Genomic DNA, 14,530 nt, shown 5'->3' on the forward strand with positions numbered 1-14,530 from the left:
CGTGGGGTACGTTAGCGGGGGTTAGCGTGCCAGTGCCATGCCGCCGAGGACGGCGACGATACCGCCGGCAAGGCTGATGATGAGATAGAGCGTGGGGACGAGGTAATGTCCGTCCTGCCAGCGCTGCACGATGTCGAGCGAAAAGGTGGAAAAGGTGGTGAAGCCGCCGCAGAAGCCGGTGATGCAAAGGGCGCGCAGGGCGGCGTTGTCGCGGGCAAGTGTTTGCGCGAGATAGCCGATGAGGAAGCAGCCGATGAGGTTTGCCAGCCATGTGCCGAGCGGGAAGGCGCGGGCGGGCAGGGCGACGCCGAATAGGTAGCGTGCCACGCTGCCTAGTCCGCCGCCAAGGAAGATAAGGGTGAAGTGTTGCAAGGTCATAGAGGTAGGGGTTGGGTGGAGTGCTTGTCTTCGCCGCGTTCGTGCGCGAGTAGCCAGGCTTTGCGATGGATGCCGCCGCCGTAGCCGGTCAGCGCACCGTTTTTGCCGATGACGCGGTGGCAGGGGATGAGGATGGCGATGGCATTGGCGCCGTTGGCAGCGGCGACAGCGCGCACAGCGGCAGGATGGCCGATGGTGGCCGCGAGTGCCTGATAGTGCGTGGTCGTGCCGTAGGGGATGGCGCGCAGTGCCGCCCAGACGCGTTGCCGGAAGTCGCTGCCGACGGGGTGCAGGGCAATGGTGAAATCGCGCCGTGTGCCGGCGAAGTATTCGCCAAGTTCGGCGGCAGTCTGGCGGGTATGTTCGTTCTCGCCGAGGGTAATCGGGCAGCCGAAGTGGCGTTCGAGCTGGCGGCTTTCGCGTGTGATGCGCTGCGTGCCGGCAAATTCAAGCAGACAGATACCGCGCGTGCTGGCACAGACGTAGAGATCGCCGAGGGGGCTCACGATGCGTTGGCTGATGAGGGTGTTCATGAGAAGAAGCAGCTTAATTAAAGGGCAAATTCTATAATACGACGCTTATTGACTACCGTTCAGAGACACTATGACTGCCATCACCCTGAAATTTGCCCAAAACGTCAACGAAGACAACTACACCGCAGTGCTGGAACCCGTGCGCGCTGCTATTGCCCACACCGAAACCTATGCGGAGTACTGCGCCGCTTTGCAGCCCTTCACTCGCCATCAGCGGCTGCTGATGGCGCTTGATGCCTACACTCAGGAACTTGACGGTGGCCACGTCATGTTCTTCGGCTCACCGATGGGGGTGATGTGGCAGGACGTGCAGGAAGCTTTGCAACTGCTGGGTGATGCGCGCTTCATCCGCATCTATGCCGATGCGCTGGCACTCTTTGATGGTGCCCCTTCTTTTGATGACGAAGAACGCGACGCTCAACTGAACGCACATGAAAACGAAGCCGGCGATATTGAGGCGCTGGAACCGCTGGACGAGGCGTTCTATGAAATTGACGCGGAACTCTATCCGCAGATAGCTCGCTTCATCCGCGAACACGCGCCGGATTTCATCTATCCGCGCTAGGTGTTCCTGTAGGTCGTTGTTGCAAAAGGATTAGATGTTATTAGACGGTTCTTGTCTAATTCGTCAAAACCTGTCTAAAATCGTATAATCCCGCGCAACCACCGGAGAACCGCCATGCACGACCCGCTTTACTATTCCCGCCGCCCCTATGCCGACGCCTTGCTGACGATGCTGGCCGAAGGTGTGGTCAGCGCCTTTACCCTGTTCGCCCCGCGCCGCATGGGCAAGACGCAGTTTTTGCTGAACGACATCCAGCCTGCCGCCGAAGCGCGCGATTTTGCCGCCTTCTATTTCAGTTTCATGGATAGCGACGCGCAGACGGAAAACCGCTTCCGTCTTGCGTTGCTGGATTTTGCCAGCCAACTCGGCATCAGCGGCAAACTGAAAGCGTGGCTGGCGGGGATCGAGCAGGTTTCTGCTTTTGGTGCCAGCCTTAGCCGCGAAAAAGCACCCGCTCCGGCGAGTATCAGCGAAGTCATCGAGGCATTGGCCCAGGGTGGCAGACGGATCCTGCTGCTTCTTGACGAAGTGCAGGAGCTGGCCCGCCTCAGCGACACGGGCGGCCTCATCCGTTCGCTGCGCACCGGGCTGGATGTGCACCGGGCACAGGTCAAAGTCATCTTTACCGGATCCAGTATGAACGGCCTGCGGCAAATGTTCAGCGATTACAAGGCGCCGTTTTTCCAGTTCGCGCACGCGATGGCATTCCCGCGCCTGGAACAGGAATTTACCGATTTCCTTGCCGACATCTATCAGGCGCGCACCGCCAATACGCTGGACAAACAGGCGCTGTATCAATGGCTTGTCCGCTTCGAACACATCCCGCTGCACCTGCGCACCATCATTCAGAACATGATTATTGACCCTACCCTGCCGCTGGACGTGGCCGCCGCCGCACAGCAGCAATACCTGCACGACAGCGCCGATTACGCCGCTATCTGGCGGGAACTGAAAGCGCTGGATCGCCTGCTGTTGCAAGCGCTGGCACAAGAGAAGCAAACCCTGTACGCCCAGGACACAAGACAATGGCTGGCGGCGCAAATGGGGGTGGATGATGTCAGCGTGCCGCAGGTGCAAGCCGCGCTGCGCCGCCTGACGCGCGCGGATTTCATCACCAAAAACAGCGAGGGGCAGTGGGCGGTGAACCATCCCGATATGCTGGGCTGGATCCGCGAGCAGCTGTGATACCGATGCCGGGAAATGAAACGCTCCTCGCAGGCGGGTTTCAGTCCGTTATTAGCATTGCTGCGCTGGACTTGAACCGCCTCGCGGCAGATGATTCTGGATTTTGGCGTCCGGCAGGTTAATGGCGCTTTTGGGTGCGTCCTGCGGAGGAATACTCTCTTTCTCCGCTAAAAATAGGGAAGGAGGCTTTAGCGGGCACGTTTTCAGGTGAGGTATGCGCCAAGCGGGATAAAAAAGCCCTTCCCGTCGGGGAAGGACTTTATCGTGTGCCGGGGCAGTATCCGGCGCGGGAATCCGCCGCCTCAGGCGAAGATCGTTTCCCACTCGCTGCGCTTGTCAAGCAGCTTGCGCGCCAGTTCCTTCGCGCCTTCCAGGCTGTGGCTGGCCGCCCAGCCGCATTGCACCGGATTGCAGGCCGGAACTTCCGTTGCTTCCAGCACGTCGCGCAGGGTCTTTTCAATCAAATCCAGCGCCGTTTGATATTCCGGCTCGTTCAGAAGCGACACATAGAACCCCGTCTGGCAGCCCATCGGCGAAATATCGACCACATGACCGTTGTGATTGCGCGACAGCTCCGCCATCAGGTGTTCCAGCGAGTGCAGCGCCGGCATTTCCATGTGCTCCTGATTCGGCTGGCAGATGCGCAGGTCGTATTTGAAAATCACGTCGCCGTGTTCGCCCTGTTTCTTGTCGGCGAGGCGCAGATAGGGGGCTTTCACCTTGGTGTGGTCGAGGTTGAAACTCTCGACATTCATGCGTTTTTGCATAACAACTCCTGCATTTATTCAGTAGAAAAGGGGCGGCCATTGTGCCACAGACCCCGCAGGCGGGCCGCTATAATGCGCGCTTTTTCCATACCCTCCGAGAACTTATGCGACACACCGAACTCCTCGCCCCCGCCGGCTCCCTGAAAACCATGCGCTACGCCTTTGCCTACGGCGCGGATGCCGTCTATGCGGGCGCGGCGCGTTACTCCCTGCGCATGCGCGGCAACGAGTTCAACGACGAAAACCTGCAAACCGGCATCAACGAGGCACACGCGCTGGGCAAGCAGTTCTACCTCACCGTGAACGCCATGCCGCACAACTACAAACTGCAAACCGCCATCCGCGACCTCAGCCCCTCGCTCAGGGCGGGGCCGGACGCCTGCATCATGTCCGATCCCGGCCTCATCATGCTGGTCAAGGACGCCTTCCCCGACATGCCCATCCACCTCTCCGTGCAGGCGAACAGCATGAACTGGGCCAGCGTCAAATTCTGGGAAAGAAACGGCATCAGCCGCATCATCCTCTCGCGCGAACTCTCGCTGGACGAAATCCGCGAAATCCGCGAACGCTGCCCGGACATCGAGCTGGAAGTCTTCGTGCATGGCGCCTTGTGCATCGCCTACTCCGGGCGCTGCCTGCTCTCCGGCTACTTCAACAACCGCGACCCCAACCAGGGCGTGTGCACCAACGCCTGCCGCTGGCAATACAAAACGCACGGCGCCACCGAAGAAAGCGAGGGCGAATTCATCCCCACGCCCGACCGCATCTTCTCCCCCGACGCGCTGCAAGGGCTCACCGACCCGCAAGAGCGTCACCCGCTCGCCGACCGCACCTACTACCTCGAAGAAACGAACCGCCCCGGCGAATACATGGAAATCACCGAAGACGAACACGGTACCTACATCATGAACAGCCGCGACCTGCGCGCCATCGAGCACGTCGGCGAACTGGTAAAAATCGGCGTGGACTGCCTGAAAATCGAAGGCCGCACCAAATCCTTCTACTACGCGGCGCGCACCGCGCAACTCTACCGCCGCGCCATTGACGACGCCCTTGCTGGCCGCCCCTTCGATCCTGGTCTCAGCGACAGCCTCGAAGGGCTTGCCAACCGTGGCTATACCGACGGCTTCTTTGTGCGCCGGCAAATCAAGGCGCAGCAAAACTACGCCACCGGTTCATCGAACGCTGCCACGCAGCAATTCGTCGGCGAAGTCATCGCCTTTGACGCGGCAACAGGCCTTGCCACCATTGAAGCGAAAAACCACTTCGCCAGCGGCGACAGCATCGAACTCATCCAGCCGGGCGGTAACCGCCATCTCACCCTCGGCGAACTGCGCGACGTGAGCAGCAGCGAGATCGTAGCGGCAGCGAAAGGCAGCGGCTGGCGGGTGCAAACCGACCTCGGCGCGGTTGATACCTATACCCTGCTGGCGAAGCATTTGTGATAACAAGTGGCATTGCGTGATGTCGCCATGAAGCCGGTAACGACGCCGCTTGGCGGGCCCAGTGTTTACACCGCTTGGCGTTGTTTTTATCCCTTATCAAGATTGCAAAAAGCAGGCTGTGCCTGCCCGGTGGGCTGAAGCCCACCCTACGCGGGCTCTGTATTTACACCCTTCTTGCGCTATCCTCGCGCCGTTTTCCATGCTGGTAATCCCGATGTTGCTTTCTGACTCTTCCCCCTTCTGGCACTGGCAGGCGGCGTACCGCCCAGCGGCGTATTGGCTCGCGTTAAGCGGTGGGCGCGACAGTATGGCGCTGTTGCAGGCGCTCGTCGCGCAGCGGCAACAGCTTACGGCACCGCTTGTCGCCTGTTATGTGGATCATGGCTGGTCGGCGGCGAGTGGCGAGTGGGGCGCGTTTTGTGTGCGTGAGGCAGCGGCGCGCGGGATCCGTTGCGAGGTGTTGCGTCTCAACTGGCATACGGCGTCGGGCGAGAGTCTGGAAGCCAGGGCGCGAATGCTGCGTTATCAGGCACTGGCGGCGCGTTTGCCACCGCGTGGGGTGCTGCTCACCGCGCATCACCGCGAGGATCAGGTCGAGACGTTTTTTTTGCAGTTGTTGCGCGGCAGCGGGCTGGACGGTCTCGTGGCGATGCCTGCGCAACGTCCGTTTGCCGATGGCGCGCACTGGCGGCCTCTGCTGGATACGTCGCGCGCCGCGATTGAGGCGTTTGTTGCCGCCGAGGGGGTGCCGTTTCTGGATGATCCCAGCAATGTGGATACGCGTTTTGCCCGCAACCGCCTGCGTCATGCGGGTTTGCCGCCGCTGGTGGAGATGGCGGCAGCGGTCGCGCGTTCGGCGGGCTGGCTGGCTGAAGCGCAAGCGGTGCAGCAGGCGTTGCTGGACGGGATTCTGGGCGAGGCGCAGACGGTATTGCCGTGGGACGCGCTCGTTACTGCGCATGGGGCAACGGTCGCCAAGGCCTTGTTACGCCGCTGGTTGCAGCGTGCCGGGCAGCCCGCGCCGCCGGCTAAGCGGTTGTTGTCGTTTATAGACGCGCTTGGCGGGCAGAATGGTCATGCGGAATTGTGTTATGGCGGGACGGTAGTGGTGCAGCATCGCGGCTGTTTGCACTTGTTCCGCGCCAGTGCGCCGCAGTCGCCACCGCCGTTTGCCGCCCAAACAGTGTGGCAGGGTGTGGGTGCGTTGCACTTGCGCACGGGGCAGGATTTGCTGGCGGGCAGGGTGTGCCGTTGGGCGCTGTTTCCCTGTGCCGCGCGCTGGCAGGCACCCGGGCAGCGTTATCCGCAGGCGCTGAAGAATTTTTTGCAGAACCAGGGGGTGCCGCCGTATTTGCGCCGCCGTCTGCCGCTCTTGCTGGTGGACGGTGAAGCGGCGTGGTTGGGCGGTTTTGGTGCGGCGGCGGGCTGGGACGGGCTGGCGTTTGACTGGCATCAACAGGCGCATTCTGTTAGCATTTCGCATCATTTTTCATCGGTTTCGGACGCATGACCAAGTTTATTTTTGTTACCGGCGGCGTGGTTTCTTCCTTGGGGAAGGGCATCGCCGCCGCTTCTTTGGGCGCTATTCTGGAATCACGCGGGCTGCGCATCACGCTGATCAAGCTCGATCCGTATATCAATGTCGATCCGGGGACGATGAGCCCCTTCCAGCACGGCGAGGTGTTTGTTACCCACGACGGCGCGGAAACCGACCTTGACCTCGGCCACTATGAACGCTTCGTGCGGATGCGTGCCACCCAGTTCAATAATTGCACCACCGGCCGCATTTATGCCGAGGTGATCCGCAAGGAACGCCACGGCGATTATTTGGGCGCGACGGTGCAGGTCATCCCGCATATTACCGATGCCATCAAGTCGTACGTGTTACGCGCCGCCGAGGGGGCGGATATTGCGCTGGTGGAAATCGGTGGCACGGTCGGCGATATTGAATCGCTGCCTTTCCTCGAAGCCATCCGCCAGTTGGGTACGCAGTTGGGCCGCAGCCGCTGCATGTATATCCACCTGACGCTGCTGCCCTATATCGCCGCCGCAGGGGAATTGAAAACGAAGCCGACACAGCACAGCGTCAAGGAATTGCGCTCGATCGGCATTCAGCCGGATATGCTGATTTGCCGCGCCGACCGTGATATTCCCGAAGACGAGCGGCGCAAAATTGCCCTCTTCACCAATGTCCCCGCTGATGCGGTCTTCGCCGGGCTGGACGTGAAAAATATCTACGAAATCCCGCTGCTCTATCACAAGCAGGGCGTGGACGAAGTTGTCATGCGCCACTTCGCCCTTGACGCCGCCCCCGCTGATCTCAGTGACTGGCAGCAGGTCAACGACGCCATCGCCAACCTGCAACAGGAAGTGACGATTGCCATGGTCGGCAAATACGTGGATCTCACCGATGCCTACAAATCGCTCAACGAAGCGCTCTACCACGCCGGCATCCGCAGCGGTAATGCGGTGAAAATCCGCTACATCGACTCCGAAGACCTGCACCGGCAGGGCGTATCGCTGCTGGAAGGCGTGGACGGCGTCGTCGTGCCGGGAGGCTTCGGCAATCGCGGCATCAGCGGCAAAATCCGCGCCGTGCAATACGCGCGCGAAAACCGCATCCCCTACCTCGGCATCTGCCTCGGCATGCAGCTCGCCGTCATCGAATACGCGCGCCACGTCCTCGGCATCGAAAATGCCGGCAGCACCGAATGGGGCGATAGCAGCCAGGAACCCGTGGTCGCCCTCGTCACCGAATGGGTGAACGAACGCGGCGAGACTGAACAGCGCGACAAACAAAGCGACCTCGGCGGCACCATGCGCCTCGGCGCCCTGCCGGCACGGCTCAAATCCGGCAGCAAAATCGCACAAATCTACGGCGCGGAAATCATCAACGAACGCCACCGCCACCGCTACGAAGTGAACAGCCACTACGAAAAACGCCTCGAAGACGCAGGCATGATCATCTCCGGCCGTTCCGAAGACAATGGCCTGGTGGAAGTCGTCGAACTGCCAGACCACCCGTGGTTCATCGCCTGCCAGTCGCACCCCGAATTCACCTCGACCCCGCGCAAAGGGCACCCGCTCTTCGAATCCTTCATCCGCGCCGCGCGCGCCCATCACGACGGAGCAGACGCATGAACCTCTGTGGCCACCAAGTCGGCAACGACCGTCCCTTCTTCCTCATCGCCGGTCCCTGCGTCATCGAAAGCGAAGCGCTCGCGCTATCAACAGCGGAAACCCTGAAAAAAATCACTGACGATCTCGGCATCCCCTTCATCTACAAATCCTCCTTCGACAAAGCCAACCGCTCATCCGGTGCCAGCTATCGCGGTCCCGGCATTGCCGAAGGCCTGCGCATTCTCGCCAAAGTCAAAGCCGAGATTGGCGTCCCCGTTCTTACCGACGTGCACGAAGACACCCCGCTGGATGAAGTCGCTGCCGTGGTGGATGTGCTGCAAACCCCGGCCTTCCTCTGCCGCCAGACCAACTTCATCCACAACGTCTGCGCCCAGGGTCTGCCGGTCAACATCAAAAAAGGCCAGTTCCTCGCGCCGTGGGACATGCGCCACGTCGCCGATAAAGCAAAAAGCACCGGCAATGACCGCATCATGCTGTGTGAACGCGGCGTGAGCTTTGGCTACAACAACCTCGTCTCCGACATGCGCTCGCTGCCGGTGATGAAACAAACCGGTTGCCCCGTCGTCTTCGACGCCACCCACTCCGTGCAACTGCCGGGGGGACAAGGCGCCTCCTCCGGCGGGCAGCGCGAATTCGTGCCGGTCCTCGCGCGCGCGGCAGTTGCCGTCGGCGTCGCGGGACTGTTCATGGAAACCCATCCCGACCCGGATAAAGCCCTCTCCGACGGGCCGAATGCCTGGCCGCTGGGACACATGCCCGAGCTGCTCAAACAACTGCAAGCGCTCGACAACATCGCCAAAACCCTCTAACTAACAGGAGCCAACACAATGACGACAACCGTACAAAACGTCAAAGCCCTCGAAATCCTCGACTCACGCGGTAACCCGACCGTACAAGTCACCGTCACCCTTTCCGACGGCGCACAAGGCACCGCTGGCGTTCCTTCCGGCGCCTCTACCGGCTCACGCGAAGCCCTCGAACTGCGTGATGGCGACAAAGCCCGCTACCTCGGCAAAGGCGTGACCAAAGCCGTCGCCAACGTCAACGAAAAACTCGGCCCGGCGCTCAAAGGCAAAGCCATTGACGACCTCACCGCCCTCGACAAAATCATGCTCGACCTCGACGGCGATGACTTCAAAAAGAACCTCGGCGCAAACGCCATCCTCGGCGTCTCCCTCGCCCTCGCCCACGCCAAAGCTGCCAGCCTGAAAAAACCGCTCTACGCCGTGCTGCACAACACCACCGGCTACACCCTGCCCGTACCGATGATGAACATCGTCAACGGCGGCGAACACGCCGACAACAGCGTGGACATCCAGGAATTCATGATCATGCCTGCCGGCTTCAACAGCTTCCACGAAGCCCTGCGCGCCGGTTCCGAAATCTTCCACACCCTGAAAAAAGTCCTGCATGACAAAGGCCTTTCCACCGGCGTCGGCGACGAAGGCGGCTTTGCCCCTGACCTCGGCTCCAACGAAGAAGCCCTGCAAGTCATCATGGAAGCCATCGCCAAAGCAGGCTACAAAGCTGGCGAACAAATCTACCTCGCCCTTGACGTTGCCGCTTCCGAACTCTACGAAAACGGCAAATACAGCCTCGCTTCCGAAGGCAAAACCTTCACCTCTGCCGAATTTGTGGACTACCTCGCCGGCCTCGTTGAGCGCTACCCGATCGTCTCCATCGAAGACGGCCTTGACGAAAGCGACTGGGACGGCTGGAAAATCCTCACCGACAAACTCGGCGGCAAAGTGCAACTCGTCGGCGACGACCTCTACGTCACCAACACCCGCATCTTCAAAGAAGGCATCGAAAAAGGCATCGCCAATGCCATCCTCATCAAACCGAACCAAATCGGCTCCCTCTCCGAAACCCTGCAAGCCATCAAAATGGCTGAAGATGCCGGTTACGCCGCCATCGTCTCGCACCGTTCCGGCGAAACCGAGGACACCACCATTGCCGACATCGCCGTTGCCACCAGCGCCACGCAAATCAAGACCGGCTCACTGTGCCGCTCTGACCGCGTCGCCAAATACAACCGCCTGCTGACCATCGAAGCCGAACTCGGCAATGAAGTCCGCTACGGTGGCAAAGCTGCTCTGCTTGGCAAAATCAAGAACTGATGAAGCGAGCGTTTATCTACCTGACGCTGCTCGCTATCGCGCTCAGCCTCGGACTCATAAACGCCTACCTGTGGCGGTTGCAAAACCGCACCCAGGAACACATCGCCGACCTGCGCCAGCAGGTCGGCTTGCATTTGCGTGAAAACAAAGCACTCAATGACCGCAACGATGCGTTGCGCATCAACGTGGACAGCCTCAAATCCCCCGACGCCTACCGCATGTACGAAGAAAAAGCGCGTGAGGACTACGGCATGATCGGCAAAAACGAGACCTACTTCGTCCTGCCGGACAGCGAAATGGCGCATATTCCCGACATCCCCGGCCTCGTCGAACGGGAAAAACGGCAAAAAGCCGACAACCTCCTCCTTGCCGCGCCGCAACTGCCGGGCAATGCCCGTCCGCTGGATCAAAAACTCACCCTCGAATCTGTCAATCCTGCGACTGGTGGCTCCGGTAACGGCGATGAAACCGTCACCCCCATCCCCGTCAGCCCTGTGCCGCTGCAACTTGAAGCGCTGCAATAGCGTCTTCCGCCTGCTCACTTGGGCAAATCCTCAAAAAAACACAAAACAAACGTGGTAATTCAGATATATTCCTGTGAAAAACACGGTGTTCGCGTTACAATACCTCCGGGTTGCACAGTAACTTCAAATAAAGCGGCACGACGAAGACCGTACGTGTAACACGACGAGTCGCGCCAATACCGTAGGTTTCTATTTGAAGTCCCTATATAGCTGAATAGATAAAAGAGCGTAATAAGGCGCGCTGCCGCAGACCTTACAGGCAGCGCAACGCCGTTACGATTTTTTAGATGTTTAACTATAGTCGTGCAGCCCGCTTCTCCATCCATTCCACAGGACCCACATATGAAAAAGCCCCTGCTGACAACCCTGTTGCTCGCCTCACTGCCCCTCGCCCTGCATGCGGGCGAAGGTGACGTTACCACCCGTCCCGACGTGTATTACATGACGCTAGATGAAGTCGCCGACAGCCTCAAACTGCTGCCGCCACCGCCGGCAATGGACAGCATCGCCTTCCTCAACGACAAGGCGCAATACGACAAAGGCAAACAACTGCGCAAAACCCCACGCGGCGAGCTCGCCTACAACGATGCCCACGTAAGCGGCAGCGGCGTGCCACAGGCCTTCTCCGAAGCCTTCGGGATGCCCATCACCGAAAAAGATACTCCAGAAATCCACAAACTTCTCCTGCATTTCCGCGAAGACGCAGGCGAGCTTGCCACCCGCACCGCCAAAAAACACTACATGCGCATCCGCCCGTTTGCCTTCTTTGAAGAACACACCTGCCGCCCCGATGACGAAGAAAAACTCTCGAAAAATGGCTCCTACCCCTCCGGCCACACCGCCATTGGCTGGGCAAGCGCGTTGGTACTCGCCGAAATCAATCCGGCACGCCAGCAGGAAATCTTCGAGCGCGGATTTGAAATGGGGCAAAGCCGGGTCATCTGCGGCTATCACTGGCAAAGCGATGTGGACGCCGCCCGCGTGGTTGCAAGCGCCGTAGTCGCCACCCTGCACAACAAACCCGCCTTCATCGCACAACTGGAAAAAGCCAAGGCCGAATTCAAAGCCCTACAACAAAAATAGACTCAACAACGCGAGAGCGGGTTCCATCCCGCTTGGTGCGCATCGCATAGAAGAAACGCCGCGCATTGCGGCGTTTTTGTGGGAAAACAGCAGAAATATGGAAAACAGCCGCGACGAAACCCCACAAACCCACCACTTGATGGATCCAGCAACCACGCCGCCTGGCGGACCCGACAACCACGCCGCTTGGCGGACCCGGCAACCACGCCGCCTGGCGGACCCGACAACCACGCCGCTTGGCGGACCTGGCAACCACACCGCTTGGCGGACCCGGCAACCACGCCGCTTGGCGGACCCAGCAACCACGCCGCCTGGCGTGAATCGCGCATAAAAAACACCGACGGTGTCGGTGTCTCAGGAAGCGGCGGTTAGTCGCCATAGAAGCGGATGTATTCGATCTTCGGTCCCGGCTTGTCTTCTTCACCGCTATATGTGTCCGGTATGACCCAGCCGGTGTCGCCTGCGGCATTTTGCACCAGCAGTTTCAGTTTACAGATTTCGTCTTCTTTGCAGGGAATGGCGTGCGGGTCGTCAAGGATGACGCGTACTTTCTCGCCCTTTTTGACTTTGTGTTTTTTGCCGTCGAGGCCGTCCAGGGTGAAGGTGTTTTCGGCTTTGCTATCCACACCGATGTAGTGGTAGGGCTGGATGACTTCATCCAGTTTGTCGCCTTTAAGCGTGTATTTGCTGCGCGTCTGGTAGTAGAGGTTGGCGCGGGTATCGGTGTACACGGTGCCGTCGCCGGGCAGGTAGTAGGTTTCGCCATTCAGGGTGCGGTTTTCATCGTAGGCCGTCTCTGTCGGCGCTTTGCCATCGGCAGGAACGGGGAAGATGGTGCAGTTCGGGTCACCGCTCATGCCCTGGTCGCAATAGACGAAGTAGTCTTTGTCATCCCCCGCCAGCTTGCCGCGCAAGGCGCGATGGACTTCCGGCTCCTCGTCTTTACCCGGCAGGCTTTCGTTCAAAAAGGTACTGTTTTTCGGATCGTGATAGAAGATGAATGCGTCTTCGCCGATAACGGCTTTTTGCAGGCCATCCAGTTTGTCGGCAGCGGCGCCACTGGTATCCGCCTGCGCCCAGCCGGTCAGGCCAAAAGCGTTTTTGACCAGCGCCCGGCCTTTGTCATCCACAAGCAGGATGGTAACAGGGCTGTCCGCCGCGATGCGTGCCACGGCGTCGCCACCGTCGGCTTTCTGGGTCAAGAGCAGCGCAGTGGCGGCTTTGCTGTCTTTGCCGAGGTAGGTCAGCGGCTGTTTGTCGGCGGCAATATCGTCGCTAAAAAGCGACGCAGCGCCTGCTTGTGCGGCGAGGAAGGTCAGAGCAATAAGGGTTTTTTGCATGGGGATTATCCTTAGGGAATGGGTTGTTGTACGGCGGCTACCAAGCGACCAAAGTCTATTTTATCGGGATAAATGACGAGAAGCGTACGATAAAGTGCATAAGCTGCCGTGCCCAGTGCCGCGTAAGCAAGCACGGAGCTGACGGTAAAAAGTTGCCAGCGGTTGCCCGCCAATGCAGGGATAAGCAGGAACAGCCACAGGCTAATGACGGCGGCGAAGAGGCACAGTGCGCGGTAGAGGGGGATAGTGAGGTAACGGTCGCTGTCGCGGTAGGTAATGGAGCGGCGGAATATGGCCAGCTCTTTTGCGCCTTGTATCAGCGGCAGCAGGCAGTAGCTTTGGAAGAGAATGGCGAGAAAGGCGCTGTAATACCAGCCGCCGCGCTCGGGAACTGGCAGATATAGGGCAGCAAAGAGGCGGTGGAAGAAGGCGTTAGTCGCAACGATGTCCGTGAGAAAGATGAACGACGCCAGCGCGTAATAGACGGGCAGGAGGAGAAACTGCCGCTTGCGCCAGCGAGCGAGATAGGAAGCCTGCAAATCATTCATGACGGCGATGATGATTTCAGGCGGATATTGGGCAATCAAGATCTGCACGCTATGGATGAGGAGCTGCAAAACATCGGCATCCATAGCGCGCGGTTTGACATGGGTAATCAGGGGTTCTTGGGGCATTTTTTCTCTGTCTGTTTTCAGTGCGGGTATTTCAGGTTGTTGAGGGTTATAGCGTCATCAATTTCTTCATCGCGGCGTTCATGGTTTAGATAGAAAACACTGCAAAACAGTCCATACAGCATGAGTTGTATCAGCATGATGGTGCTATAGCACAATATGGTCGCCGCAAAAAACATATCTTCTGTTTCCAACAGGCATAGTATTTCCTCACACTTCGCGGAAGGATGCTGCATATCCGCAAATAAATAAAGAGAAACAGGAGGAATACCATGATGGGAAAACCGAGCAGGATAAGAAAGTATATCCGCAAAGGGTGTTGATAATAGATATATCGCCGCAGCCAGTATAAATGGCGGCGGTATTTTGTCATTATCCCTGTTTGCAACAGGGCAAACAGCAGGGCAAGGAAGGCGCTGTAATTCCAGCCGTGCGGCGAGCGGACGGGAATGTGCAGCCACTCAAAAAGGCGGTAAAAGAAGGCATTGATGGCGTCTTTATCACCCAAATAAATCAGCGCAGCCAGAGCAAGATAGACAGGAAACAGCAGCGCTGCCCATTTCAGCCATTGCCATTTGATATGGTTTTGTATTTTCCCAGCAGCATACAGGAATCCCGATATGGCATATTTTTCGATAAATACCAGCGCCTTTTTCCGGTTATCCAGGGCATTGATGGGCAGGGTGATTTTTTCGCGAATGCCACTATGGATTTCAGTCAGGTAGCAGATAATGGTTTCGTTATAGGGCATTGGATTTTTAAAGACATAAAAGCCCCC

At 58.8% G+C, this 14,530-nt stretch carries 15 protein-coding genes; 9 read left to right on the top strand and 6 right to left on the bottom strand.

The features are described from left to right. Window positions 1-21 precede the first annotated feature (21 nt). Both crcB and DY250_RS12415 read right to left on the bottom strand, forming a co-directional pair. Entirely contained in the window at window positions 22-378 is a 357-nt protein-coding gene (gene crcB, locus DY250_RS12410; protein WP_115612550.1) for a fluoride efflux transporter CrcB, read from the bottom strand. Further along, a complete protein-coding gene (locus DY250_RS12415) occupies window positions 375-911 on the bottom strand; it encodes a methylated-DNA--[protein]-cysteine S-methyltransferase (RefSeq protein ID WP_115612551.1) in 537 nt (178 codons plus the stop codon). The genes crcB and DY250_RS12415 overlap by 4 nt, the downstream gene beginning before the upstream one ends. Before the next feature lie 70 nt (window positions 912-981). Between DY250_RS12415 and DY250_RS12420 the strand changes: the two genes are divergently transcribed. Both DY250_RS12420 and DY250_RS12425 read left to right on the top strand, forming a co-directional pair. After that, window positions 982-1,476, top strand: coding sequence for a DMP19 family protein (locus DY250_RS12420; RefSeq protein ID WP_115612552.1), 495 nt, complete (start codon window positions 982-984; stop codon window positions 1,474-1,476). Window positions 1,477-1,590: 114 nt separating this feature from the next. Continuing rightward, the gene (locus DY250_RS12425) at window positions 1,591-2,661 is read left to right on the top strand and encodes an AAA family ATPase (RefSeq protein WP_115612553.1); all 1,071 of its coding nucleotides are present in this window, start codon (window positions 1,591-1,593) and stop codon (window positions 2,659-2,661) included. Between the two features lie 302 nt (window positions 2,662-2,963). Here DY250_RS12425 and DY250_RS12430 read toward each other — a convergent pair whose 3' ends face one another. Continuing rightward, window positions 2,964-3,428 (bottom strand): S-ribosylhomocysteine lyase, encoded by a 465-nt coding sequence (locus DY250_RS12430; RefSeq protein WP_006986300.1) that lies wholly within the window; start codon window positions 3,426-3,428, stop codon window positions 2,964-2,966. A 104-nt stretch (window positions 3,429-3,532) separates the two neighbouring features. Between DY250_RS12430 and trhP the strand changes: the two genes are divergently transcribed. The 7 genes from trhP to DY250_RS12465 all read left to right on the top strand — a co-directional run bounded on the left by trhP (window position 3,533) and on the right by DY250_RS12465 (window position 11,741). After that, window positions 3,533-4,873, top strand: coding sequence for a prephenate-dependent tRNA uridine(34) hydroxylase TrhP (gene trhP, locus DY250_RS12435; protein ID WP_115612848.1), 1,341 nt, complete (start codon window positions 3,533-3,535; stop codon window positions 4,871-4,873). 214 nt (window positions 4,874-5,087) lie between these two features. Further along, window positions 5,088-6,383 carry a tRNA lysidine(34) synthetase TilS gene (tilS, locus tag DY250_RS12440; protein ID WP_245951130.1) on the top strand — a complete coding sequence of 432 codons (1,296 nt, stop codon included), beginning with the start codon at window positions 5,088-5,090 and terminating at the stop codon, window positions 6,381-6,383. After that, window positions 6,380-8,014 carry a CTP synthase gene (locus tag DY250_RS12445; protein ID WP_115612555.1) on the top strand — a complete coding sequence of 545 codons (1,635 nt, stop codon included), beginning with the start codon at window positions 6,380-6,382 and terminating at the stop codon, window positions 8,012-8,014. Before tilS ends, DY250_RS12445 begins: the two co-directional genes overlap by 4 nt. Then, window positions 8,011-8,823 (top strand): 3-deoxy-8-phosphooctulonate synthase, encoded by an 813-nt coding sequence (kdsA, locus tag DY250_RS12450; protein ID WP_115612556.1) that lies wholly within the window; start codon window positions 8,011-8,013, stop codon window positions 8,821-8,823. Before DY250_RS12445 ends, kdsA begins: the two co-directional genes overlap by 4 nt. Before the next feature lie 18 nt (window positions 8,824-8,841). Beyond that, window positions 8,842-10,134, top strand: a complete 1,293-nt coding sequence (gene eno / locus DY250_RS12455) for a phosphopyruvate hydratase (protein WP_006986294.1) — start codon at window positions 8,842-8,844, stop codon at window positions 10,132-10,134. Next, window positions 10,134-10,658 carry an FtsB family cell division protein gene (locus DY250_RS12460; protein ID WP_115612557.1) on the top strand — a complete coding sequence of 175 codons (525 nt, stop codon included), beginning with the start codon at window positions 10,134-10,136 and terminating at the stop codon, window positions 10,656-10,658. Before eno ends, DY250_RS12460 begins: the two co-directional genes overlap by 1 nt. Window positions 10,659-11,000: 342 nt before the next feature. Further along, window positions 11,001-11,741 (top strand): acid phosphatase, encoded by a 741-nt coding sequence (locus DY250_RS12465; RefSeq protein WP_006986292.1) that lies wholly within the window; start codon window positions 11,001-11,003, stop codon window positions 11,739-11,741. Window positions 11,742-12,109: 368 nt separating this feature from the next. On the opposite strand, the gene DY250_RS12475 is transcribed toward DY250_RS12465, so the two are convergent. From DY250_RS12475 to DY250_RS13815, 3 genes are all read right to left on the bottom strand, one after another. After that, window positions 12,110-13,081 (bottom strand): hypothetical protein, encoded by a 972-nt coding sequence (locus DY250_RS12475; RefSeq protein ID WP_115612559.1) that lies wholly within the window; start codon window positions 13,079-13,081, stop codon window positions 12,110-12,112. A gap of 11 nt (window positions 13,082-13,092) precedes the next feature. Next, window positions 13,093-13,755: a hypothetical protein gene (locus DY250_RS12480; protein ID WP_115612560.1), complete on the bottom strand. Its 663-nt coding sequence runs from the start codon at window positions 13,753-13,755 to the stop codon at window positions 13,093-13,095. A 130-nt stretch (window positions 13,756-13,885) separates the two neighbouring features. Next, window positions 13,886-14,503, bottom strand: coding sequence for a hypothetical protein (locus DY250_RS13815; RefSeq protein ID WP_147293524.1), 618 nt, complete (start codon window positions 14,501-14,503; stop codon window positions 13,886-13,888). Window positions 14,504-14,530: the final 27 nt, after the last annotated feature.

The sequence above is a fragment of the Cardiobacterium valvarum genome, assembly GCF_900460955.1.
Classification (GTDB): domain Bacteria; phylum Pseudomonadota; class Gammaproteobacteria; order Cardiobacteriales; family Cardiobacteriaceae; genus Cardiobacterium; species Cardiobacterium valvarum.

What these genes read in the sequence shown, in the direction of transcription:
- crcB (WP_115612550.1), bottom strand. Translation starts at nt 378, where the DNA reads ATGACCTTGCAACACTTCACCCTTATCTTCCTTGGCGGCGGACTAGGC.
- DY250_RS12415 (WP_115612551.1), bottom strand. Translation starts at nt 911, where the DNA reads ATGAACACCCTCATCAGCCAACGCATCGTGAGCCCCCTCGGCGATCTC.
- DY250_RS12420 (WP_115612552.1), top strand. Translation starts at nt 982, where the DNA reads ATGACTGCCATCACCCTGAAATTTGCCCAAAACGTCAACGAAGACAAC.
- DY250_RS12425 (WP_115612553.1), top strand. Translation starts at nt 1,591, where the DNA reads ATGCACGACCCGCTTTACTATTCCCGCCGCCCCTATGCCGACGCCTTG.
- DY250_RS12430 (WP_006986300.1), bottom strand. Translation starts at nt 3,428, where the DNA reads ATGCAAAAACGCATGAATGTCGAGAGTTTCAACCTCGACCACACCAAG.
- trhP (WP_115612848.1), top strand. Translation starts at nt 3,533, where the DNA reads ATGCGACACACCGAACTCCTCGCCCCCGCCGGCTCCCTGAAAACCATG.
- tilS (WP_245951130.1), top strand. Translation starts at nt 5,088, where the DNA reads ATGTTGCTTTCTGACTCTTCCCCCTTCTGGCACTGGCAGGCGGCGTAC.
- DY250_RS12445 (WP_115612555.1), top strand. Translation starts at nt 6,380, where the DNA reads ATGACCAAGTTTATTTTTGTTACCGGCGGCGTGGTTTCTTCCTTGGGG.
- kdsA (WP_115612556.1), top strand. Translation starts at nt 8,011, where the DNA reads ATGAACCTCTGTGGCCACCAAGTCGGCAACGACCGTCCCTTCTTCCTC.
- eno (WP_006986294.1), top strand. Translation starts at nt 8,842, where the DNA reads ATGACGACAACCGTACAAAACGTCAAAGCCCTCGAAATCCTCGACTCA.
- DY250_RS12460 (WP_115612557.1), top strand. Translation starts at nt 10,134, where the DNA reads ATGAAGCGAGCGTTTATCTACCTGACGCTGCTCGCTATCGCGCTCAGC.
- DY250_RS12465 (WP_006986292.1), top strand. Translation starts at nt 11,001, where the DNA reads ATGAAAAAGCCCCTGCTGACAACCCTGTTGCTCGCCTCACTGCCCCTC.
- DY250_RS12475 (WP_115612559.1), bottom strand. Translation starts at nt 13,081, where the DNA reads ATGCAAAAAACCCTTATTGCTCTGACCTTCCTCGCCGCACAAGCAGGC.
- DY250_RS12480 (WP_115612560.1), bottom strand. Translation starts at nt 13,755, where the DNA reads ATGCCCCAAGAACCCCTGATTACCCATGTCAAACCGCGCGCTATGGAT.
- DY250_RS13815 (WP_147293524.1), bottom strand. Translation starts at nt 14,503, where the DNA reads ATGCCCTATAACGAAACCATTATCTGCTACCTGACTGAAATCCATAGT.